Raw genomic sequence first — 21,883 nt, 5'->3', positions numbered from 1 at the left:
ACAAACCTTCATTCCATCGGTGCTGAGCGGTGAGAGCGGGGTTGATTTTTTAAAATTCATGTTTCGTACAAGCAGCCATTTGACCAAAAACGAAAGCACGGAAAAAAGGGATAGCCGACATGATTTCCAAGTCGATTACCCCTTTTTTGGTCTGGACCTATTTATTTAACCCATCTACTAAACTACTTATGACCTTTGCGAACCTTGAGCTGCATCTTTTTGATCGTTGTATTCTGCATGAGCTCCAGTACAAGTGGGCCTTTGCCGTTCAGGATCTCTACATCCGTCACATTGTCCAGAATCGTAATGATCCCGATATCGTCTGCAGTCACCCCTTCAAGCTTGGCGATGGTACCTACAAAGTCTACGGCGCGAAGTTTCTTCTTCTTGCCTCCGTTGAAGTTCAGCTTCATGATCTGTTGGTTCAGCTGTTCACGCTTGTCCTTTTTGCGTTCAGGAACGATCTTCAATCGTTTCTCAAAATCTTCTCTGCGGCGATCCACAGCTTCTTCGGAAGGTGCTTTCACGACAGGGATTTCGAATCCAATATAGGATTCAATCTCCGCCAGACGTCTGCCATCTTTCGGTGTAATCAACGTAATGGCTTTACCTGTTTTGCCTGCGCGCCCCGTACGGCCTGTGCGGTGCACATATCCCTCTTTTTCCAAAGGAATATCGTAGTTGATGACATGAGTAATATTTGTGATATCGATACCCCGTGCGGCTACATCCGTCGCGATCAGATAACGGAATTGTCCCCGTCTGAATGCGTTCATCACTTCGATCCGCTCATCCTGCTCCATGCCTCCGTGGATACGATCTGCTGGATAGTCAAGGTCAGCCATGACCCGGAAAAGCTTATCCACATTCTCCTGCGTACGGCAGAACACGATACAACTGTCCGGATTTTCCACAATGAACAAGTCCTGAAGCAGCGCGGTTTTGTTCACCTCTGGCACGTGAATTACAGCATGTTCGATGGTGGCTGTTGTCAATCCACTTGCCTTGATCTCAATCTCCACCGGTTTGTTCATGTATTTGCGTGACAGCTTGGCGACATCTTCAGGGAACGTTGCGGAGAATAACATGGTCACTCGCTCCTGTGGTAGCTTCTGAATGATTGATTGTACTGTCTCGATGAATCCCATATTCAGCATCTCATCGGCCTCGTCAATAACGAGATAAGCGATCCGTTCGAGTGGCAGCGTGCCGCGTTCGATATGATCCAGTACCCGACCCGGCGTACCAACAGCCACGTGGGTTCTTTGTTTTAACTCTGCTTTTTGGATATGAAAAGGGGATTGTCCGTATAGTGCGGTTGCTTTAATACGCTTAAAGCGGCCGATATTCGTAATATCTTCGTTAACCTGCAAAGCCAGTTCCCGGGTTGGGGTAAGAATCAAAGCCTGTGGCTTATTCTCATTCCAATCCACCAGCTCGCAGAGCGGAATGCCGTAGGCAGCTGTTTTACCACTACCTGTCTGTGATTTGACCACAAGATCCTGATTCTCCAATGCTACCGGAATAACTTTAGTTTGAACCTCGGTTGGTGTCTCATAGCCCAGACTGTCCAGTGCTTTTACGATCTCTTCACCAAGTCCATAATCTTTAAATTGTTGCTCGCTCATTGTTTACCTCTTTTGCGTTAGTTTTGAATACTCTACATACAAGCATTGCACCGTACATTTATCGTATACCTTTTTATTATACTCTATAAGCGGGCAACCTAACGGAGTAAATGCATCGAGTGATTGATTTGTTTTCACCAACTCTGATTTTAGGCGCTAATGAATGACCATCTTCACAGCCTTGGTTTGGGGAGGGTAAGATTGAGCAATAACTCCATTGATCCACACTTCTGCACTTCGACCAACCAGTGTCTCATCCAAAGAGACGGTGACAGTCTCTCCTTCGATGATGAGTTCAGCGTCCTTGCTGAGCGAAATCCAAATCGGTCCTGATTCAACACCACCATCTTCTTTATTGTCGATGAGTACCTGACCTCTTTCTTCCTCAAAACCCGTAATAATTCCTCGCACATGTGGCTTTTCTTTCCCTTGTTCCACAGATTTCTCTGCGCATCCGATCGTTAGCAGAAGTAGGATGAGTGGTAATAAGGATAATCTTCGTACAATGGACATAACGATGCTCACCTCTCATCCTTTTTTAATGTAGCTATAACTATGGACGTTACCTGATGCGACGAAGTTCCTGTATATCCATAAAAAAACGAAAATCAGTCCATTCAGCCTGGTACTGGGATTTGGAATATGTTAGCATATGGGTAACTTACTGAACGGAGGGATACGTGTGGTAAATTTTTTTCGATTGAGATAGTAGCGGAACGTTTGCTTGCGCTTGCTGTTTCACTGCCTGTGTGCAGATCATCGGGAGAAGTTTGCCTGTTTACACGTATGCCGTTATTTGTAGTGGACACTCTTGCATAAGAGTGGTTCCTTGATGTACCACTATGGGGATGCGCAAAAATAGGTCTAGCCCTATTCCGAGATCGAAAACACAGGCATGAATGTCTGTGTTTTTTATTTTTCCAAGGAAAAGGGGAGGTTTGGATATGACAAAGTCAAATGAACAAGTGGATTTCACACAGGATATATGGTTGCTGGCTGGACAAAATGGGCTTCAAATCCGCAAGGAATCGATGGAAATCAATGAGTCCGGGATGGACTTCCGGGTAGCCTTCGCCACTGATATAAGTGGACAAAAGTGGGTTCTGCGTCAGCCGCGGCGTGAAGATGTATGGGAGCGTGCCGAGAATGAACGTAGAGTACTGGACGTTGTCCGGGGGAGTGTTCCGGCACAGGTACCGGACTGGCGAATCTGCACGCCCGAACTTATCGCTTATCCACTATTGGATGGCGACCCGATTGCTATGGTAGATCCTGCTGGTGCAGGATATGCGTGGCGTTTCCCGCAGGAGACCTTGTCTGACGAGTTCCTGGATTCACTGGCTGCTACACTTGCCGCATTGCACAACATTGATCCTGAAGAGGCGGCCAAGGGCGGAGTTCGGATCAAGACGCCTATGGAAGCTCGCAAAGAGTTTGCGGCAAATATAGAGGAGATTAAAAAGAATTTTACGGTACCGGACCAACTGGTGCAACGCTGGACGGTGTGGCTGTCTGTAGGTAGCTATTGGCCGAAGCACTCGACGTTTAATCACGGTGATCTGCACCCACCGCATATCATTGTCGATGATACACAGCGGGTAACCGGACTCATCGACTGGACGGAAGCGGAGATCGCTGATCCGGGTAAGGATTTTGTAATCCTTTATGGACTTTTCCAAGATGATGGACTGCGCGATCTGCTGAAGCGATACGAGAAGGCAGGGGGAAGGACATGGCCTCAGATGTTTGAGCATATTCGGGAACAATGGGCTGCTTACCCGGCACTGGTTGCCAAATTTGCTCTAACCACAGGGGAAGAGTCGACGATGGAAATGGCGAGAGGCATGCTGGCAAACTGGGATGTGAGGCGGGATTAGGTGCTCCAGTGAAGGTGGATAAGGTTGTAACAGGTGAGGATGTAGAAAAGGATACGTTTCTCTTTTACAATGCTGACTTTGCAGGTGTGGAGCCTGAACTTAAACCAGGTATGAAGATTATCGCTGTAGTCAAAAAAGGGACAACAGGAGAACAAATCGGAGGCTATTCATTCACCCGTTATGGCACATACTATATTGTCGATGATGACTATGTGCTTGCCGCGTATGAGGGAGAGTCGGAGGAAATACTCGATTTTACGGAACAAACGAATGGCATACAGTTGGACGATTTTATGGATAAAATCAAGAACCTGCCAAAAGGCTAGCGGTTTCTTTCGCCGTTAATATAACAAAGGGCGATTCCGACCATGATTTCCATGGGAGAATCGCCCTTTTTCTTTTTCGTTAAGCGTGATGCGTAACGATTGTACCTATTTCAACATGCTCACATATTTCCCGTATACGAAGGCTACACGTCCATCCAGCTTCACTTTTACCCAGCCAAACTTGTCTGTGCTGATTACTTCAAATACGGTGCCTTTCGGTACAGCAGCTACGACCTTGGCTTTGGATGAAGCGCCAGCGCGTACGTTCAGGTAAGCCGCTGTAACCTTGGCTTGTTTGCCTTTGGTGACAGTTCCTGGTTTGCCAGTGCTTGGTGTTGATGGCTTACCAGGTTTCGACGTGCCTGGAGTTGGTGTTGGGTTTGGTACTATTGGTGTCGTAGGCTTCTCAGGGGTGGTTTCTTCCTCGCCATTACCTGCTGCTTTGCGAGCTTTGTTCAGCTTTTGATAGAACGCTCCCTTGGTTTTCACGCCAGAGAATTGGTCTGTATTCACACCTGCTTTGGCAGATAGAGTATCCATCTCTTCCTGGGTCACCGCATCCAAAATGTTAATGGAGGCAATATTGGTGTATTTGCCATCTTCCGTTGTTGGCACAGACATGATGCCATCGTTAATTAACTCCACCACATCTGCACGTTCTGGTGCAGTCAGGTCTACGCCGGTGATTTTCCAGTTGTGCTGAATCTTCGGTTCGTAGACACCCTTCATGACATCTTTCAGATAGGCAATGGACAGGTTACGAATCGTACCTTGGGTCTCGCCAAATGCCGAGGCATCCTTGGAGGACCAGAGCTGCTTGAACTTACGCCCCTCCATGGCGCCGCCTTTCGCAATCAGGGCTTCCATTCGATAGGCGTTCATGCCAAGTTTCAACGTATCGTCTTCTTTTACTGTCGTACCGTTGCTGTACTTCAGATTCGTAATCCGACTGCCGTATGGCTTGGTCAGGTCAATCTCATACGTTACGCCGCCGAAGAAATCATCGGTGCTGTATTTGGAAGCACGTCGTTTCGGATCGAAACTAATGGTCACATCACCAGGGCGTGTAGAGTTGAAGTACCCCGCAGACCACTCCATGTAATCCATCAGATCACGTCCCGTCACTTCATACACGGTTACTTCACCGAAGGTGTATTGATAGTTGAACGCAATATCCTTTTTCTTGATCGGGCCTACATCCAGTTTGGCCTTGTCGTTATCTATCTGGTGCGCGACCACATCGGCATCGCTATAATGCAGCATAACTTCGGTGAAGAAGTCTGAGAGTGGAGTCTCCTGAATCTGCACAGCAGGAATGCCTTTGATTTCATCGGCAGGTACCAGATTTGTTCCTTTCAGTTCAGCCACTTCGATGTTGGCATCGGTACGAGCGAACTCATGAAACGGGTGAAGTGTCTCTTCCAGCGCAGGATCGGAGACTTCATACGTTCCGTCAGCTGCTTTTACAGCGAGAGCTTGAGCTTCTTTACTTTTCAGCACAACTTTGTCGCCGTCTTTGACAAATGTCAGATCAATTCGAGAGATGTGTGAGCCATATTTATTCGGTTCGGAGATCAATACGCCGTTAACCGTTTGAGATTCAATCAAAGTATGCATGTGTCCGGCAAAAATGGCAGCCAGCTCCGGGTTGGCATTGGCGATATCCGTCACTCCGGTTCCCGGATTTCCGTTCTCGTTGTCCAGTCCCATATGCATGAGTCCAACCATGACATCAACTTTGCCTTTCAGCTCAGCAATGGCCTTCTTGGTCTCTTCTACAGGATCTTTAACAATGATGCCGTCCAGGTGATCCGTACCTTTCTCGAACTCGGTAATCATTGGTGTGTTCATTCCGATAACACCCACTTTGATTCCGTCTTTCTCGATAATCGTATAGGCAGGCATGTATCGGTCGCCGTTTTCTTTGAAAATATTACCCACGAGAGGCTGTCCATTGAATTGGGAAGAGATCTTCTCCAGTACGTCCAGTCCAAAGTTAAATTCATGATTACCCATAACCCATGCGTCATATTTCATTTCGTTCATTGCAACCATCATGGGAGATTGGGGTTGATCATTAAACAACTCAGCCGAGTTATCCTGAATCATGTCGCCTGCATCAAGCAGAATCGTATTGGGATTCTCCGCACGCACTTTTTTAACAATCGTGTAGAGCTGCGTCATGCTTCCAGTTGGATTGGGGCCGTCCAGAGCGTAGTCCCACGGCATGAATCGACCGTGAATATCGGAAGTTCCCAATAAGGTGATTTTGGTTTCTTTGTCTGCTTCAGCAGCCTTCACGGGGGTGGATGCAAACGGGGCGAACAAAATGGAGGCACATAAGAGGAACGATAAGGGCCATCCGGCGAAACGTTTCGTTGAAATTTTGCGCATGTTGTAATCTCCCTTGTTATCTAGTGTATGTAAAGATATGTATCATTTTATACTAGATAAACATTTGGTGAATGTAAACTCCAATGTAAGAATCATGTTGGATTTAGGCAGATAAATAGATAAAATTATAATATAGGATTCTATTTTTGGGATAAAATACTATAATTTGTCAGGTATCTAAAACCATAATTATCCAGTAAAGTGGATATTGTAAGCGCTTAACAAAATATAAGAAACGAAGGAGGAAATACATTGATCAAGTCCAAATGGTTTAAGACGGTCGGCTCATTGGCATTGGTAGGGATTCTCGCTGCATCTGTTGCGGTTGGTAGTGTGAGTGCAGGTTTAGCGAAAGGCAGCAAATATCTGGGCAATATTATTGCCAACCAGGTTCCTTCGAATTTTAGCCCGTATTGGAATCAGGTAACTCCGGAGAACTCAACCAAGTGGGATGCTGTGGAAGGCACACGCAACGTAATGAATTGGGGCCAGGCGGACATGGCGTACAATTATGCTAACAACAATGGATTTCCGTTCAAATTCCATACGCTCGTATGGGGAAATCAGCAGCCAATCTGGATGAACGGTCTCTCGGCCGCAGATCAGAAGGCTGAAGTGACACAATGGATTAAAGCCGCAGGACAGCGGTATTCAAAGTCTGCCTTCGTTGATGTGGTGAATGAACCTCTGCATGCGAAACCATCTTACCGCAATGCCATCGGCGGAGATGGAGCAACGGGGTGGGATTGGGTTATCTGGTCCTTCCAACAGGCGAGACAAGCCTTCCCTAACTCCAAATTGTTAATCAACGAATATGGTATTATCGGTGATCCGGCTAAAGCGGACCAATATATCCAGATTATTAACCTTCTGAAAAGCAGAGGTCTAGTCGATGGTATTGGAATTCAAGCGCATTACTTCAATATGGATAATGTCTCTGTAAGCACGATGAACACGGTATTGAACAAGCTTGCAGCGACTGGATTGCCGATCTATGTATCCGAGCTGGATATGACAGGTGATGACAATACACAGTTGCAACGTTATCAGCAGAAATTCCCTGTGCTGTGGAAACACTCTGCGGTTAAAGGTGTGACGCTGTGGGGTTACAACCAGAATCAAACCTGGCAGGCTGGCTCACACTTGGTCAACAGCAATGGTACAGAACGTCCGGCTATGCAATGGCTGAGAAATTACCTGGCGAACAATCCTTAAGCTCGCGTTTGGACGAGTCTGTGCTCCCATCTAAATCTGGGGATTATATACGACCCAATAGCGCCATGTTCCTCTTGATGAGTATGGGGACATGGTGCTACTTGTGTGCGGATGCTTTGTTTCAATTGTTTTTCGCAATTCCTGGTGTAGTGAAGCATTTAATTTTAATCCATATCAAGACAAAAGCGATCAGTGCAAATATTATCCCGCTCCAGATCAGTTGATGTATCCCCAGGTTTGCGATAAACCATCCGCCGATGGCAGTACCCAAGGTAATACCGAGGTTGGAAAAGGATACATACAAGCTGTTGCCGAATTCAGGCGCGTCCTGCGCTTCAGTGGTTAACCAGGTTTGGCTTACAATCAATCCGCCCGAATGAATGGATGCCCAGATGATGACTACAATAATCATCCACATGAAGTGATTACCAGCCCAATAGACGAGTGCATAAGCTGCTATATAAAGTAGGGGGAAAAGGAGAACGGTACGGACCACGCTCTTGCGCAGAAACTGTCCAAACGCCAAATTTCCGATGATCATGACGACACCGAAGACGGTAAGCATGACACTGATCCATGACCCACTCATCTGGGTAACCTGTCCAAGATACTCGGCGAAATAGCTGTACACGGAGAACATGGCGGCGAATATAAAAATGACTGCGGCAACATTCAGCCATAATCCAGGTTTGCGCAAAATGCCGAGCTGCTTGCCATAGGACATCTTTTCCTTGACGGGCATCGAGGGTAACCAGATCCAAATGCCGATCAAAGCGACCACACTGACCATCGCTCCAAATAGGAAGGCAATTTCGAGGGATAGGCGTTCAGCAAGATACGATGTCAGCGGCACGCCAAAGGCAAAGCCTGCGGTAACCCCGGTAAAGACTTTGGCAACAGCTTGACTGCTTTTCTCTGCTGGAACGAGTTGGGCACTGGTGACCAGGGCTACGGAGAAGAAGACAGGATGGAACAGCGCGGGAATCATTCGAAAGATAAACATGGTCTCAAATGTTGTAGCGTAGGCATATACGACGTTCGAGATGGCAAACATCAGCACAGCGGCTAAAAGGATGATTTTGCGATTGATCCCGGATGCCAGTAAGGTGAGAAAAGGGCCCGCAATGGCTACGACCAGCGCGAAAATACTGACCAGCCAACCTGCCTGTGCAGTCGAGATACCGAATTTATACGCGACCTGAGGTAATACGCCGACGATTCCCATTTCTGTTGTAATGATTCCGAATACTCCGAGTGCCAGAATCAGAATAAGGAGCGGGTTGACCTGTTGTGATTTCATGTAAAGGGTACCTCCAATGAATTTAAATATACAGAAAAGTAGATATAATATGCTGAAATGGGACTGCCTTTCCTCCTATAATGCGTTGGACATGAGAGTAAGTACTCTGGATTACATTATATCTAGATTTATAGATTTGTAAATATAAAGTGTGAAATGTCTTATCTTTAAGTCGTCTTCGCCTTGTGTTCTACAGTAGCAATAATGGTGACAATAGGCATTGAATGGCCCATGAAAAATAGCGCCAGCCCGGGAAATTCCTGAGCCTGACGCTATTGATGTCTATGTTTTTAACGATGTGTTAAGTTGTTATTTCGGTTGAATCACCATGCTGTTGAACGAATCAGCTTCCAGCTCAATGTGAAGGGTCTGTCCTTCTTCAAGGGTTAGATACAAGTCGCGGCTGTCCTTGAATGGATTATTAATGACAACGATGAGACTGTTGTCCGGGTTGCGGAAAGCGACAGATTTACCGCTCCATGCGCCTGACAGACCGACTCTTCGAGCACCAGGAACAATATGATGCGCGAAGTGCTTCATCACATAATACTCGGGGTTCCGAGTAACCTCCGTTGTATCCGGATCTACCGTAATCATGGAGTTCTGCTCCCAGCCCCACGTGCTACGGCCTTTGGGTTCCAGAACCATGTTCCAGTAGATATACGTGTTCACTCCGTTGCTGAAGTAATGTTGGTAGAGGTTATATACATATTTGGCATAGTTCCATGAGTTGTTGCCATCGCCGCATTCGTTCTCGGTCTGCATATAACGAAGCTCCGGATAGCTTGCCGCGGTACGTTGAATGGCATTTTTGCCTGCCCACTGATATCCAACACCTTTGATGTAGGAATAGGCTTTCGGGTCAATCAGCACCAGCCCGGCGTACTCGTCGAAGTCATTTGTTTTCTTCTTGATTAATTCCTCCCATGGATCAGGGGCGTTGATCGTTCCGAGCCAGATTTCCGTATCCAGACCGTGCTTGTCAAAAGCCGGGCCCAGATAATCGGCAATGAACTCACGAAGCTGCTCGCCTGTCCACATGCAAGAAGGGAATTTCTGATCTGCAATCACTTCGTTCTGCACATGCACCTGATGGATGGTAATGCCTGCGTCACGGTAAGCCTGTACGAATTTTACAAAATAGAGAGCATACGCATCCAGAATGTCTTTCTCCCAGCGCAGTGTGCCATAGTTATAGGCTTTGGGCGACTTCATCCACGTAGGCGGACTCCATGGGGAGGCGAAGAATTGCAGATTCGGGTTATAACTCAGAGCTTCCTTGATGTAAGGGATCAGATATTTGAAATCACGTTCGATCGAAAAATGTTCCATGGCCACGTCGCCGTCCACCTCGTTGTGACTATACCACTGCTCTGCATAATCACTTGCGCCAATCGGCAGACGACAGATGTTAAACTTATGCTCGCCATCCGGATGGAAGAGAGAGTGGAATACCTCGTTGCGCTGCTCCCCTGTGAGCTTTAAGTTAGCGTTTTCATTTGTCGGTACAAAAGATAGCTCTCTCCACGGGCTGTCTTGGGTTGTGGAATAGCCGCTGAACGTGAATGTCATGTAAATTTCCTCCTCGCATGAACCTCAGTTGTCATATATATTACGTTCAGTATAACAACTCCCGCTGCAAAAGAAGATATGCTAAACCGTGTAAAATTTACCCTAATCCAAGATAGAATGTCACTAGATCAAGTCCGTACAGACAGTTGGTATGCTGTATTTTCTTGTACATGACTCTGTCCATATACCATTATCCAATGTGATAACACAGCGAAAGTCCCTGCCGATGGTTCAGACAGGGACTTTCGCTGTGATTCTTATGGCTGGTAATGAGTTTGAGATACGACTCAAGGCTCTGTACGTTCAGCAAGTGGTTTATTTTCGAAGATCAGAATTGTTTTGCTGCTTCCGATATACGCAACCGTCGTATTGAATTGCTCCGAGATGAAGCGCACCGGTACAAATGCTTTGCCATTTTTCATCAAGAGAGGAGCATCATTAATTGCAAGCGTATCGTTCACGACAACTTGCTTGTTGCCCACGCTCCAGCGAATGGTCTTGTCATTTTGTGTGATCACAGCTTCGCGCGTACCGCTGTTCCAGTTCACACTGGCGTTTAACTGCTCCGAGACAAAACGCAGAGGCACATAGGTCCGGCCTTCATCAATAAAAGGTGCAGCCTCCAATGCATAAGCGCGATCACCTACATGGGCAGTGGTAGACCCCTCGATCAGACGCTGGAAGCTGCCCTGCGGCGTTCGTTTCTGCTCCCGCACATTCATCTGATTCAGAAGCTGCATCGTATAACTGCCACTCACGACATCCAGGTAGTTGTTCTGCACCGTAAGTCCGGCAGGCTCAACCTCTGAGGTAGACGTCTGAATACCGGAGGATAATGAGGTGGACGCCGAGATATCCTGAATGGCATTTGTCGCGGACTGATCACGGGTAAATGTAAAACCTGCAATCGGTGTCAGATCCCACACCCGATTGTTGGACAATTTTAATACATCCAGGTTGGAAAGCTGCTGTAGAGGTTTCAGATCATAGATCTGGTTAGATTCTGCATTCAGCTCTGTAAGCCCAGTCAGTCCCTCAAGCCCCTTGAGGTGCTGTACCTGGTTACCGGAGATATCGAGTGTCCGTAGCCGTGTCATGTGTTCCAATGGTGTCAGATCCGCGATGAGATTGCCTGCCACATTCAGATCCCGCAGTGTATTTGGCAGTTCAGCTATTACGTCCAGCGTCTGAATCTGGTTGTTCGCCACATTGAGTTGTTGGAGCTGGGTTTTATCGACGAGTGGCGTTAGATCACTGATGGTATTGTTCGAGATCTCAAGCCAATTCAGTTCATCCGCATCCGAAAGTGCTTCAAGACTGTCAATCTGGTTCCCACTGGCGTGGAATGTATGTAATCGGGTGAATCCGCGTACAACCTCTATGGAAGAAATGGAGTTATTGCTGATATACAGCCGTCCCAAGTCTTTCAATTCAGCTAGTGCGTGTATGGATGTAATGTAATTGTTGCGAACATCGATCTCCCGAAGCTTGGTCAGATGCTCAAGCGGTGTCAGATCCTCAATCTCATTCCCGTATAATCGGAGGTGAGTCAGATTGGTGGCATACTCCAGACCGGACAGGCTGTGAATACCTGCATTGCTCAGATCCACCACCTCAAGCTGCTCCAGATCAGTTGAAGTCAGTGGAACATCCAGAGGTTTGTTCAGGATTAGCTTCAGTCCGTCCTCCAGTACGGGATCTTCAATGATTCCCTCGCCCAAGTCTGTAGTTGTGTAAGCCATAGCTTGCCCCGATGCACCGAGACTCAGGATGAATACTAGAAATAATAGCGTCATTCTTTTCATTGCATGCATTCCCTCCGATTCCGATTCTTAAAATATAAAATTATAAAATACTCCGAACAGTAGTAATCGTAGGGTTGTTCTGCCCTCGGGGTGCTATGTGTAACTGGATCAGTTTAACTTTTGCAGCTTCGGCTAAAAGCACATCTATAGTTATTAACCCGTCAACGGGAAAAAGGAACAAAAAATTAGTAATGGGTATTCCTATACTTCTATTCTATATGAAACAAACCCTGCTCTGCACTCTTCAGAGACATGTTTATCAAAAAAAATGGAACATCTCCCGCAGACCCTATTCAACGCACCCATGAAACGGGTATAGATGAAGTAAAGATGCCAATGTGGAGGGGAAGATGTGAGTATGCGCCAAGCCATGATCATTAGTAATCCATCGTCAGGTAAGGAAGAGGCCGAGCAGTATGTGTCCCGAGTCAGAGAGATTCTGGAGTCACAGCAGTATGAGGTGGTGGTTAACGAGACAGCCGGGGAAGGTGATGCCACGAACTACTGCCTGAGTGCCTGCAAAGACGGCTGTGATCTGGTCATCTCTATTGGTGGGGATGGTACGCTGCATGAGACGATTAACGGCATGATGGATCAGGATCATCGTCCCCGCCTGGGCGTCGTACCGCTGGGAACGGTGAATGATTTTGCACGTGCGCTGAATATCTCGCTTGACCCCGAAGAAGCCATTAGGCAGTTACGTTCGGATCAGACCCATATCGTGGATCTGGGAAAAATCAATGATCGCCTGTTTGCCAACGTTGTGGCTGCAGGTTCATTGGCAGAAGCTCTGTTATCCGTATCCTCGGATGAGAAGTCGAAGCTGGGTTCATTCGCATATCTGAAAGAAGGCTTGAAAGACCTGGTGAATACACCAGCGAATCATCTAACCATTCAATATGATGGACAGATCTGGGAGGGGGAATCGCCACTTTTCCTGGCCGCACTGACCAATTCAGTCGGAGGATTCGAGAAGTTGTCCCCGGATGCAGAAGTGGACGATGGCCTGATACATTGCTTTGTTGTTCGTAATATCAGCGTGTTCAACAGCCTGACCCTGGGTACTTCCCTGTTATTTGGTAGTCTGAAAGACCATAAGGATGTGGACTATTTTACAGCCAGAGATGTCCATGTCCGCTCAGTGGAAGCCATTCGCACGAATGTAGATGGGGAGGAAGGTCCTGCCCTGCCGATTCATATCCGTGTTCTGCCAAGACATATTGAGGTCATTGTACCGGAAGAAGTATAACTCAATCCTGTGTAATTATAGGCGGAGACTCAGAACCTATCATTTCTCCATATGAATGTAGGATAAATCTATTGAAACCGATTGCAGATTTGTGTCACAATCAAAAGTAAGATACACGATAATATTCGAATATGGAGGGAAAACATCTTGAGAACCATGAAATTGGGCAACAGCACACTTGAAGTACCCGTAGTCGCCGTAGGCTGCATGCGGATTAATTCATTAGATGGCAAGGAAGCCGAACATTTTGTTCGTTCTGCGATGGAGGTTGGCGCGAATTTCTTTGACCATGCTGACATTTACGGTACAGGAACATGTGAGGAGATCTTTGCCGAAGCGGTACAGATGAATCCCCAAGTTCGTGAAAATATGATTCTTCAATCCAAATGTGGTATCCGCAAGGGCATGTTTGATTTCTCCAAAGAGCACATCCTGAATTCGGTGGATGGTATCCTGCAACGTCTGAAGACAGACTATCTTGACGTTCTGCTGCTGCACCGTCCGGATGCATTGGTTGAGCCGGAGGAAGTGGCTGAAGCCTTTGATCAACTGGAGCGCGAAGGCAAAGTGCGTCACTTCGGGGTATCCAACCAGAATCCGAACCAGATCGAATTGTTGAAAAAATACGTAAAACAGTCACTGGTAGCCAACCAGTTGCAGATGAGTATTACCAATACTACGATGATTGACAGTGGAATCAACGTGAACATGGAGAACGACGCTGCGGTTAACCGTGACGGCAGTATCCTTGATTATTGTCGTCTGCATGATATCACCATTCAACCTTGGTCTCCGTTCCAGTACGGATTCTTCGAAGGTGTCTTCCTGGGAAGCGATAAGTTCCCGGAATTGAATGCGAAGATCGACGAGATCGCTGCGAAGTATGACGTGAGCAATACGACAATTGCGATTGCATGGTTGCTTCGTCACCCTGCGCATATGCAGCCTGTGACAGGCACGATGAATATTGAACGTCTGCAAGATTGTGTAAAAGCAGGAGATGTTCATCTCACGCGTCCAGAGTGGTATGAAATTTACCGTGCAGCAGGCAATATACTGCCTTAAATTCAAGTTATGGTGAGCATACTGACTGCTGAGTCAGTTGAGAACACGAGCCCGTCGCTGGCTCGTGTTTTTTGTCTGTTTTCAGGTTTGATGCCGGACGCATTTCCGATATAAAATAAGGGTAGAGACCTTTGTTTTAATTAAAGGATTAAAATGGTTTTATTACAAATTAGTTGAATTTATTATATTGACCGCTACTTTCTAATTACATATAATTACTTTTGCATACCGATAATCCTGTTTATGGTTTTTATTTTGGAGGGTGGTGTTCGTTTGGAGCCGACAACCACGATACGCGATCACTTGGAAAGTTATTTGAAGAGTGAACAGATGTCCATTAGTCATTTTTCGGAAACGTCAGGGATTAATTCGGGTACGCTGAGCAATATTTTGAACAAAAATCGGCCTATTGCCATGCAGCAGTTGGATCGCATCACTTCCGCCATGAGGCTGGAAGAAGGTTACTTCTATGAATTATACATAGATGAGTGTTTCGTACACGCAACCCCTGACTGGCGAAGACTGGGACCCTTCCTTCATCGCTGTGCCGAGTTGGACAAGTTAGACTGCATTGAAGAGGTTATTCGTCTGATGATGGATAATCTGTCCTATATTCCTTTGTTATTTGATGTGGCTGAAGAATTCTACCATGCAGGTAAATTCAAACCAGCCATTCTACTATATGAGAACATCGCTGAAAGCGAGAAAATGCAACACTCCGAGCGACTTGCACTCTGTCAGTATCGACTGTTCAGGTTGGGACTGACTAATGATCAGCAACGGAATCTGATTATCGCAGCCCGGTTCGAATACTATGTGGATCGGCTGGACGAGCGCTATCAATTGGATGCGCTTAACGAACTGATTAATGCCTTTGGTGCGTTGCATAGATGGAACAAGGTTCAGGAGTTATCTGAGAAATTGAAAATAAAAGCAGCCATCCATTATGAGATGAATGGTCGAAGGAAACAAGAGGAGACGAAAAGACCCATTGTTTTCTATATTCTTTACTCCTACCTCGCTTATGGTAGTGCATGTTATCACTTAAAGGACTATACCGGTGCGCTGAAATATGTTTCTTTGTATACGGATAACAGTTGGGTAAAGAGTCCGGATCAAGATGAGTTGGTAGTCATGAATCAATTCCAGGAATGGGCTGAAGCTAACCGTTATATATATCAATTAATGGGTGGTCAGTTTGAGGTGTTGCCTGATTACCTCGCTTATATCTCATCAAAGGAGAATGAGATTTTCCCGGCACTTTGCGACATCGTCACGGCGGCTAATCGATATGGTGAGAATATTGATAGTGTACTCAGTGAGTATGAGTCTTACTTCACATATCAGGAACAGAGTAACCGAATTGGCAAAGTGAGCAGACAGGTTACGGATGATCGATATTTACGACTTTTAGCCGATCTGGGTGCATACTATCTAAAAAAAGACGAGTACTATTTAGGAATAAATTATGTCCTGGATAGCTTAAGATTTGCTATTGAAATTAGCAGTGGACGAGGTATGCTTAGAGGTGTCGGACTGTTTGAGCAATACAGGGAATTTGCATCTGAGACGGCGAAACAGCAGTACAAAATGATCATTAGTGAGGTGCAGAAACTCAATGAAGAGAAAGTTGGCTTTGCTGATAGCTACCTGTAGTATCGTTGTACAAATCGTAGCTCCTGCTACGGAACCTGTCTCAGGCAATGACGTCCCTAACCCCGAAATTATGAGATCTGCTGATCACGGATTTGGAACGTAATAAAAATGAAAAGAACGCTTCTGATTTATTTCAGAGGTGTTTTTTTTGTATATCCAAGTGGAAAAAAAGTATGTCGTATCTCACCTGTTCTTTTGATTGGCATAATACACTAAAATATGACAAAAAGGAGGGGTACTATGGATCGCCTGGATTTGATATCACGGATCGAAGATGCCAGACAGTTGTTATATCGCATGCATATGGAGTACGGCAGTCTGCTTCATCCGGAAGTAATCCGGCAATCCGTAGTCCTGGACGGTCTAATTAATCAATACAACAGAGCCAAGGTAGGAAAGGTGATAAATTAAGTCCGCCTATTTACATTTGCGTTTTTGTATACTATAGTTAGTTACATGAGTAACTAACCGACTAACTGACTAATGAATACGTATGAAAGTTGGAAGCACATGAAATCGACTTTGGATGAATCTCAGCCCATTTTTCATCAGATTGCCACGATGATTATGGATGATATTGTGGAGGGCAGATTGAAGGTGGAAGAACAGGTTCCCTCAACCAATGAACTGTCACGCTTTTACAATATCAATCCGGCTACAGCCCGTAAAGGACTGCAGGAGCTCGTGGACAAGGGGATTATATACAAACAGCGAGGTGTTGGAATGTTTGTTGCGAAGGGAGCAAGAGAAGCGTTGCTCGTTGAACGGAAGCAGGATTTTTATGAAGAATACATCAAGCCTTTACTTGAAGAAGCCAGACGAATTCACATGAATGAAGACATGATCATTGATCTGATTCGAGGCAAGAAGGATAAGGAGAGTGAGTTATGATTCATATGGAGCAGGTCAACTACAGTTATCAAAAGACGCCCGTTCTGAACCAGGTCACGCTACATGAGAGCGAGCCGATCATTAGTGCGATCTGGGGAAGAAATGGTGCGGGTAAAACAACACTGATGAGTTTGCTCGCAGGACATAATCGCCCGGATAGTGGGACTATTCGGATTATGGGCCAGGACCCTTACAATAATCTGGCAGCTCAAGAGCATCTATGCTACATCCAGGAGAATCATCCACTGGGGAAAAACTGGACGATTAATGATATGGTTCAAATGGGTCAATATTTCCATCCGCAGTGGAATCAAACCTTTGCGGAGCAGTTAATCGATATGTTCGAATTACCGGCGAAGAAAAAGATCGTTAAGTTTTCGAAAGGTATGAAAACAGCTGCCCAGATTATATTGGGTCTCGCCAGTAATGCAAATGTAACGATTCTGGATGAGCCAACCAATGGACTTGATGCCGAGAAGCGCAAATTCTTCTACAATGCCCTACTGGAAAGTTATGAAGATAACCCGCGTCTGATTCTGGTATCCAGCCATCATATTGAGGAGATTCAGCCTTTATGCGAGTCCCTTATCGTTTTGCAGGCCGGAGAGGTGTTAATGAATCAGCCGATGGAAGAGATGCGCGAAAAAGGAATTCTTCTAACAGGGTTAATTGAAGATGTTTATCGTGTTACAACAGATGTTAAGGTCATCGACTCTTCCCAGTTGGGATCGACATTGAAAGTGATGATTGATGAGCCCTACTCGAAGAAGTGGAAGGACATCGCTCATACACAAGGGCTTTCCATTGAGAAGGCGACATTACAGGATTACTTGGTTAACATGACCCGTAATCAAGAGGGGGTTAGGCCATGAATTCAATCAAAGGCACCAACCGACTGATCCGTGAGGATATGCGTTTGTATTTGATTATCTTCTCATCCATTGCTCTGATGCTCACTGTCGTATATGTGGCCATTGGACTCGCATTTGACGTCACGTATTCCACACAACTGTTTGGTCCAATGTACGGCGGCATATGTGCGTTTGCGATCGCGGGAATCATTACACAGTTTCCGGTTGCGATCGGTATGGGCAGTACCCGAATTCAATTCATGAAGTCCTTCTATATGAACTCGATATGGATGGTTGCAGGCACCATGGCCATTTTGCATGTGATCTATTTCATCGTACATCTGATTCAGGACAAAGGGATTGTTGACGTTACCTTATATCAACCTGGCATGTTGTATTCAAGCGAATATCATTTCTTCTCCTACCTGTGGATTGATCTGATGTGTGGCTTTCTCGTACTGGGATTCTCCGCCTTCCCAACGGTCTGCTGGAAGCGCTTGGGGATGCGTAACTTCTTCATGATGTTCTTTGGGGTGAGTCTAATTATCACACTGATCGTTGTCTTCGCAGATTTTGGGGAGTGGATGAAGTGGATTATGAGTGTAAACATGATGAGCCTGTTTACTGTTCTTGGGGCCTTTGGTGGTGCGCTACTCCTGTCCACCTATCCCATGATGAAGAACGCTCCGCTTACAACGAAATCCAGTAAAGACTGATATGTTATAAGAAGGAACCTAAGCGAAACTCCCTTGTAATCAAAGAAACACGAGTGCGAATTCGCCTCGTGTTTTTGGTATCATCTTTGGTGAAGTCCTTGGTATCCAAAATGTATCTGTATGCGTTAAGCCTGAGCTTGTGGCTTGAATGCTTCGTCTTTGAGATACTCGCCAGCTTCGCTACGCGTTTCGAAAGCCATATCCAGATTAACACCGGAATACACATACCACATGTCATCTTCATATTTTAAAGTCAGCGTATGTCCATCTTCATCGATCCACGTTCCGCCACCCGTAGAGGTTGTAGCCAATGTAGGAGCAACTTTTACTTGTTCTGGCTCTTTGAATTCAACTGCGTTGGGATTGTGAGACATCGCTTTGATCGTTTCATCTAACAATGTACGCAGATCTGCTTCGGAGTAATCACGAATATTGACGAATCCTTTAGCATCGGTCTCATAGTTGGGCAGTAGACCTGCATAGATATAACCGTTACCGTTAGGGTGAATATGCAGAGCAACAATCTTTTTCTCATACGCACTTTCTTCGAAGTGGAAGTTAACACGCCCGAGAGAAACATCTTTGCGTTGCAGTTGGGGATACGATTGTAGCACTTCAAGCTTTTGTTCAACGTTAAGCATATGTGCCTCCTGTAAATGTTCAATAGAGGTGATTATAACACGCCATCCAGTTAATTTCCCGTTAAAATACTTCGCCCCAGCTCTTTCAGGTGTTCCATGGCTTGCAGATACGGATAAGGTCCATAGCTTACGCGAGCTACACCGAGTGCAGCAAGTCGGGCTGGTGAAGGCTCAGGAGAGGTAACCATAACGTTGATTGGAAGGGGGGAACGCTCACATAATTCCTGAATCAGTTGGTGATCCTGTAAACCTGGTACGAACAGACCGCTGGCTCCTGCCTCTGCATAAGATCTGGAACGGATGAGCACTTCCTCTAGGTAGGATTGGTTATGGTGTTCAGGCGCAAGTTGCAGGAAAATATCTGTACGAGCATTAATGAACAGTGGAATGCCAGCCTGCACCGCAGCTTCTCGGGCGGCGGATAGTCTCAGGCATTGCTCCTCTACAGCGTACAGTCCTACCTCATCTGGAAGTTGATCTTCCATATTAATCCCCACTGCACCATGCTCGATGACTTGCAGGACATTTTCCTTCACTTCTGACGCAGACCTCCCATACCCTCCCTCTATATCGATCGTTACTGGTAACTCCACACTCGCTGTGATCCGTGCCAGATTAGCCAATACCAACTGGAATGGCAGCACTTCACCATCGGATTCACCGTGGGCAGCGGCTACAGACCAGCTACCTGTTGCAATCGCTGTTGCTCCAACCGATTGCATGGCTTGTGCGCTTCCAGCATCCCACACATTGACCAGAACAAGTGGTTTTCCTTTTACATGGTATTGTTGGAACATCGCTGCTTTCTTTTCTAGCGTACTCATATATCTTAACTCTCCTTTGTCATATACATGCATTCCTTTAAACATCTGTTGCGTAATTCATTTATTCAGCTACCCTGTTCCTGTTTCTCGTGATTCAAAAGCCAGTTCTTGCGCGTTAATCCTCCGCCGTATCCGCCCAGTTCCCCACTGGCATTGATTACACGGTGACATGGAATCACAATCGCCAGTTGATTGGCCCCATTCGCCTGTGCCACAGCTCGACAAGCAGTCGGTTTCCCCAGTGCATTCGCGATATCCTGATATGACCTCGTTTCCCCTGCCGGAATAGCTATGAGCTCATCCCATACCTGTCTTTGAAATGGTGTTCCTAAACAGAACAACGGTGTGTCGAATGCTGTCCGAATACCTTGAAAGTACTCGTTTAGTTCACGCTCAATGGACTGGATGGGAGATGTAGTGCCGGGCACAATCGCTGATTTGGTTCGTTTGCGCAGACGCTCAACTTCGCGTTCCAGACCTCTGCGGTCCACAAATTCCAGTAAATATAGCGCCTCTTCATCTGCAATGGCCATCATCGGGCCGAGGCGGGTGTCAATCCAGGACGCTTTCAGGACATGCCCTTCATCGACTTGTGTAGGGGCGGCACCCATGATCCGTGAAAAGGCATCGCGGAAGCCGCTGCTTGATTCATATCCGGTAGATAATTGGCTATCAATAACGGTGCGACCGGAGCGAATATTTTTCAGGGCAAGTCCCATGCGTCGAGCGCGAGCATACTCAACAAAGGTCATGCCAAATCGCTTTTTGAACTGACGTCGAGCTGTGGATTCATCAATAGAGAGTGCCTTGAAGTCCTGTCCTTTCCAGCGCTTCTCCGGCTGTTTCTCTACAGCTTCCACCAACACGCGAACAACATCTGATACTTGGTTAGGGTGAGATAGCGGGCGGCAACGCTGGCAAGGGCGATAGGAAGCCAGAAGAGCCTGCTGAGCCGTCTCATAGAATTCACAGTTTTCGAATTTAGGTTTTCGCGCAGGGCATGTGGGGCGACAGAATACACCTGTGGTTCGGACTCCGACATAGAATAAACCCTCGTATTCCGAATTCTTGGCCACAAGTGCCTCATAATATTGTTCCTTCAGATCAGCAGAAATCATGGAGAAGCACGTCCTTACCTCAGTAGAATCTTAATCATTAACTTATTATAGAAAAATATTGCAGCAAGCATCGCCGAAAATCAGGCATGAATATTGGATAGATTAAATCTGATGCAGCAATGAACTTCGTTTTGTTCAGAATTTGTTTAGAGTGAACTGGTAATATAGACCTATCAGAGTAGAGCGGCTTAGGCATGGATGCCTATTCCCGAAATAAGATGATTATTGAACGTTCATTGTTATAGGAAAAATACATAGGTAAGCATGGAATTGAAGATGATCGGAACGAAAGTTTGGAGGCTGACTGGAATGAGATATTCTACGTACAAAAGTATTTATGAACCCGTTTATGCAAAAACGTCCGAATCTCGCACCATGTATGTTAAAAAGCTAATCATAAAGGGTGTGAAGATGCCAACTTGGCTAATGAAGATGGTCATCATAGCTCTAATTATAGTCATAGGGTGCAGTGCTGTATTCACTGCATTTGCCGACGATGAGCAATGGTTATCGGGTGATCAGGTGGTCGTATCGCAGGGAGATACGCTGTGGGGCATTTCTCTGGCGCATAAACCTCAGCAGATGGACACTCGTGTGTATGTAGAAGCAATCAAGAAAGTGAACAAACTTGAGCATAATGCCATTCGGATTGGCCAAGTGTTAGTTTTGCCAGGGTTTGATCGATAAGATAATCTGCGTAATACGTCATTCACAAGTTCCTTTCAGAATCATCGAGGTATGACAGCATACTGAAT

The 21,883-nt window shown here is 46.1% G+C and carries 20 protein-coding genes; 11 read left to right on the top strand and 9 right to left on the bottom strand.

The features are described 5' to 3' along the window. Positions 1-182: 182 nt before the first annotated feature. Together WFI24_RS18640 and WFI24_RS18635 are read right to left on the bottom strand one after the other, a co-directional pair. Positions 183-1,628, bottom strand: coding sequence for a DEAD/DEAH box helicase (locus WFI24_RS18640; RefSeq protein ID WP_091035459.1), 1,446 nt, complete (start codon positions 1,626-1,628; stop codon positions 183-185). Positions 1,629-1,784: 156 nt separating this feature from the next. Continuing rightward, on the bottom strand, positions 1,785-2,141 hold the full coding sequence (locus WFI24_RS18635) for a hypothetical protein (protein WP_336763175.1): 357 nt from the start codon (positions 2,139-2,141) through the stop codon (positions 1,785-1,787). A gap of 431 nt (positions 2,142-2,572) precedes the next feature. On the opposite strand from WFI24_RS18635, the gene WFI24_RS18630 reads away from it, so the two are divergent. Next, complete coding sequence (locus WFI24_RS18630) at positions 2,573-3,505, top strand: macrolide 2'-phosphotransferase (RefSeq protein ID WP_336763174.1); 933 nt, start codon at positions 2,573-2,575, stop codon at positions 3,503-3,505. A gap of 14 nt (positions 3,506-3,519) precedes the next feature. After that, positions 3,520-3,831, top strand: a complete 312-nt coding sequence (locus WFI24_RS18625; RefSeq protein ID WP_336763172.1) for a hypothetical protein — start codon at positions 3,520-3,522, stop codon at positions 3,829-3,831. 105 nt (positions 3,832-3,936) lie between these two features. Here the strand turns inward: WFI24_RS18625 and WFI24_RS18620 are convergent, their stop codons facing one another. Beyond that, a complete protein-coding gene (locus WFI24_RS18620) occupies positions 3,937-6,225 on the bottom strand; it encodes a 5'-nucleotidase C-terminal domain-containing protein (protein ID WP_336763170.1) in 2,289 nt (762 codons plus the stop codon). Between the two features lie 252 nt (positions 6,226-6,477). Here WFI24_RS18620 and WFI24_RS18615 point away from each other — a divergent pair, with 252 nt between their 5' ends. Then, positions 6,478-7,440 (top strand): endo-1,4-beta-xylanase, encoded by a 963-nt coding sequence (locus tag WFI24_RS18615; RefSeq protein ID WP_336763168.1) that lies wholly within the window; start codon positions 6,478-6,480, stop codon positions 7,438-7,440. Positions 7,441-7,561: 121 nt separating this feature from the next. On the opposite strand, the gene WFI24_RS18610 is transcribed toward WFI24_RS18615, so the two are convergent. From WFI24_RS18610 to WFI24_RS18600, 3 genes are all read right to left on the bottom strand, one after another. Next, positions 7,562-8,740 (bottom strand): MFS transporter, encoded by a 1,179-nt coding sequence (locus WFI24_RS18610; protein ID WP_336763166.1) that lies wholly within the window; start codon positions 8,738-8,740, stop codon positions 7,562-7,564. A gap of 309 nt (positions 8,741-9,049) precedes the next feature. Then, on the bottom strand, positions 9,050-10,312 hold the full coding sequence (locus tag WFI24_RS18605; protein WP_336763164.1) for a glycoside hydrolase family 30 protein: 1,263 nt from the start codon (positions 10,310-10,312) through the stop codon (positions 9,050-9,052). Positions 10,313-10,599: 287 nt separating this feature from the next. After that, positions 10,600-12,117 (bottom strand): leucine-rich repeat domain-containing protein, encoded by a 1,518-nt coding sequence (locus WFI24_RS18600; protein WP_336763162.1) that lies wholly within the window; start codon positions 12,115-12,117, stop codon positions 10,600-10,602. Between the two features lie 358 nt (positions 12,118-12,475). On the opposite strand from WFI24_RS18600, the gene WFI24_RS18595 reads away from it, so the two are divergent. From WFI24_RS18595 to WFI24_RS18565, 7 genes are all read left to right on the top strand, one after another. Next, a complete protein-coding gene (locus tag WFI24_RS18595; protein WP_336763447.1) occupies positions 12,476-13,366 on the top strand; it encodes a diacylglycerol/lipid kinase family protein in 891 nt (296 codons plus the stop codon). A 147-nt stretch (positions 13,367-13,513) separates the two neighbouring features. Beyond that, positions 13,514-14,431 (top strand): aldo/keto reductase, encoded by a 918-nt coding sequence (locus WFI24_RS18590; RefSeq protein ID WP_336763160.1) that lies wholly within the window; start codon positions 13,514-13,516, stop codon positions 14,429-14,431. A 273-nt stretch (positions 14,432-14,704) separates the two neighbouring features. After that, on the top strand, positions 14,705-16,087 hold the full coding sequence (locus WFI24_RS18585; RefSeq protein ID WP_336763158.1) for a transcriptional regulator: 1,383 nt from the start codon (positions 14,705-14,707) through the stop codon (positions 16,085-16,087). Positions 16,088-16,327: 240 nt separating this feature from the next. Next, on the top strand, positions 16,328-16,498 hold the full coding sequence (locus WFI24_RS18580; protein ID WP_336763156.1) for an aspartyl-phosphate phosphatase Spo0E family protein: 171 nt from the start codon (positions 16,328-16,330) through the stop codon (positions 16,496-16,498). 99 nt (positions 16,499-16,597) lie between these two features. Then, positions 16,598-16,978, top strand: a complete 381-nt coding sequence (locus WFI24_RS18575) for a GntR family transcriptional regulator (protein WP_036611682.1) — start codon at positions 16,598-16,600, stop codon at positions 16,976-16,978. Next, positions 16,975-17,850: an ABC transporter ATP-binding protein gene (locus WFI24_RS18570; protein WP_336763151.1), complete on the top strand. Its 876-nt coding sequence runs from the start codon at positions 16,975-16,977 to the stop codon at positions 17,848-17,850. Before WFI24_RS18575 ends, WFI24_RS18570 begins: the two co-directional genes overlap by 4 nt. Then, the gene (locus tag WFI24_RS18565) at positions 17,847-18,545 is read left to right on the top strand and encodes a hypothetical protein (protein ID WP_336763149.1); all 699 of its coding nucleotides are present in this window, start codon (positions 17,847-17,849) and stop codon (positions 18,543-18,545) included. Before WFI24_RS18570 ends, WFI24_RS18565 begins: the two co-directional genes overlap by 4 nt. A gap of 125 nt (positions 18,546-18,670) precedes the next feature. Here the strand turns inward: WFI24_RS18565 and WFI24_RS18560 are convergent, their stop codons facing one another. The 3 genes from WFI24_RS18560 to WFI24_RS18550 form a co-directional block, all read right to left on the bottom strand. Beyond that, on the bottom strand, positions 18,671-19,186 hold the full coding sequence (locus tag WFI24_RS18560) for a hypothetical protein (RefSeq protein ID WP_336763147.1): 516 nt from the start codon (positions 19,184-19,186) through the stop codon (positions 18,671-18,673). 50 nt (positions 19,187-19,236) lie between these two features. Beyond that, positions 19,237-20,010 (bottom strand): isocitrate lyase/PEP mutase family protein, encoded by a 774-nt coding sequence (locus tag WFI24_RS18555; RefSeq protein ID WP_336763145.1) that lies wholly within the window; start codon positions 20,008-20,010, stop codon positions 19,237-19,239. A 65-nt stretch (positions 20,011-20,075) separates the two neighbouring features. Then, positions 20,076-21,128 carry a bifunctional transcriptional activator/DNA repair enzyme AdaA gene (locus tag WFI24_RS18550; RefSeq protein WP_336763143.1) on the bottom strand — a complete coding sequence of 351 codons (1,053 nt, stop codon included), beginning with the start codon at positions 21,126-21,128 and terminating at the stop codon, positions 20,076-20,078. A gap of 309 nt (positions 21,129-21,437) precedes the next feature. Between WFI24_RS18550 and WFI24_RS18545 the strand changes: the two genes are divergently transcribed. Beyond that, positions 21,438-21,815, top strand: coding sequence for a LysM peptidoglycan-binding domain-containing protein (locus tag WFI24_RS18545; protein ID WP_336763141.1), 378 nt, complete (start codon positions 21,438-21,440; stop codon positions 21,813-21,815). Positions 21,816-21,883 lie beyond the last annotated feature (68 nt).

The organism is Paenibacillus sp. USHLN196, from assembly GCF_037144955.1.
Classification (GTDB): domain Bacteria; phylum Bacillota; class Bacilli; order Paenibacillales; family Paenibacillaceae; genus Paenibacillus; species Paenibacillus xylanexedens_C.
This window is presented reverse-complemented; position numbering and strand designations above follow the sequence as displayed.

Bases quoted from the DNA above. Each gene is read 5' to 3' on its own strand.
- WFI24_RS18640 (WP_091035459.1), bottom strand. From the start codon at position 1,628: ATGAGCGAGCAACAATTTAAAGATTATGGACTTGGTGAAGAGATCGTA.
- WFI24_RS18635 (WP_336763175.1), bottom strand. From the start codon at position 2,141: ATGTCCATTGTACGAAGATTATCCTTATTACCACTCATCCTACTTCTG.
- WFI24_RS18630 (WP_336763174.1), top strand. From the start codon at position 2,573: ATGACAAAGTCAAATGAACAAGTGGATTTCACACAGGATATATGGTTG.
- WFI24_RS18620 (WP_336763170.1), bottom strand. From the start codon at position 6,225: ATGCGCAAAATTTCAACGAAACGTTTCGCCGGATGGCCCTTATCGTTC.
- WFI24_RS18610 (WP_336763166.1), bottom strand. From the start codon at position 8,740: ATGAAATCACAACAGGTCAACCCGCTCCTTATTCTGATTCTGGCACTC.
- WFI24_RS18605 (WP_336763164.1), bottom strand. From the start codon at position 10,312: ATGACATTCACGTTCAGCGGCTATTCCACAACCCAAGACAGCCCGTGG.
- WFI24_RS18600 (WP_336763162.1), bottom strand. From the start codon at position 12,117: ATGAAAAGAATGACGCTATTATTTCTAGTATTCATCCTGAGTCTCGGT.
- WFI24_RS18595 (WP_336763447.1), top strand. From the start codon at position 12,476: ATGCGCCAAGCCATGATCATTAGTAATCCATCGTCAGGTAAGGAAGAG.
- WFI24_RS18580 (WP_336763156.1), top strand. From the start codon at position 16,328: ATGGATCGCCTGGATTTGATATCACGGATCGAAGATGCCAGACAGTTG.
- WFI24_RS18575 (WP_036611682.1), top strand. From the start codon at position 16,598: ATGAAATCGACTTTGGATGAATCTCAGCCCATTTTTCATCAGATTGCC.
- WFI24_RS18570 (WP_336763151.1), top strand. From the start codon at position 16,975: ATGATTCATATGGAGCAGGTCAACTACAGTTATCAAAAGACGCCCGTT.
- WFI24_RS18565 (WP_336763149.1), top strand. From the start codon at position 17,847: ATGAATTCAATCAAAGGCACCAACCGACTGATCCGTGAGGATATGCGT.
- WFI24_RS18560 (WP_336763147.1), bottom strand. From the start codon at position 19,186: ATGCTTAACGTTGAACAAAAGCTTGAAGTGCTACAATCGTATCCCCAA.
- WFI24_RS18555 (WP_336763145.1), bottom strand. From the start codon at position 20,010: ATGAGTACGCTAGAAAAGAAAGCAGCGATGTTCCAACAATACCATGTA.
- WFI24_RS18550 (WP_336763143.1), bottom strand. From the start codon at position 21,128: ATGATTTCTGCTGATCTGAAGGAACAATATTATGAGGCACTTGTGGCC.
- WFI24_RS18545 (WP_336763141.1), top strand. From the start codon at position 21,438: ATGAGATATTCTACGTACAAAAGTATTTATGAACCCGTTTATGCAAAA.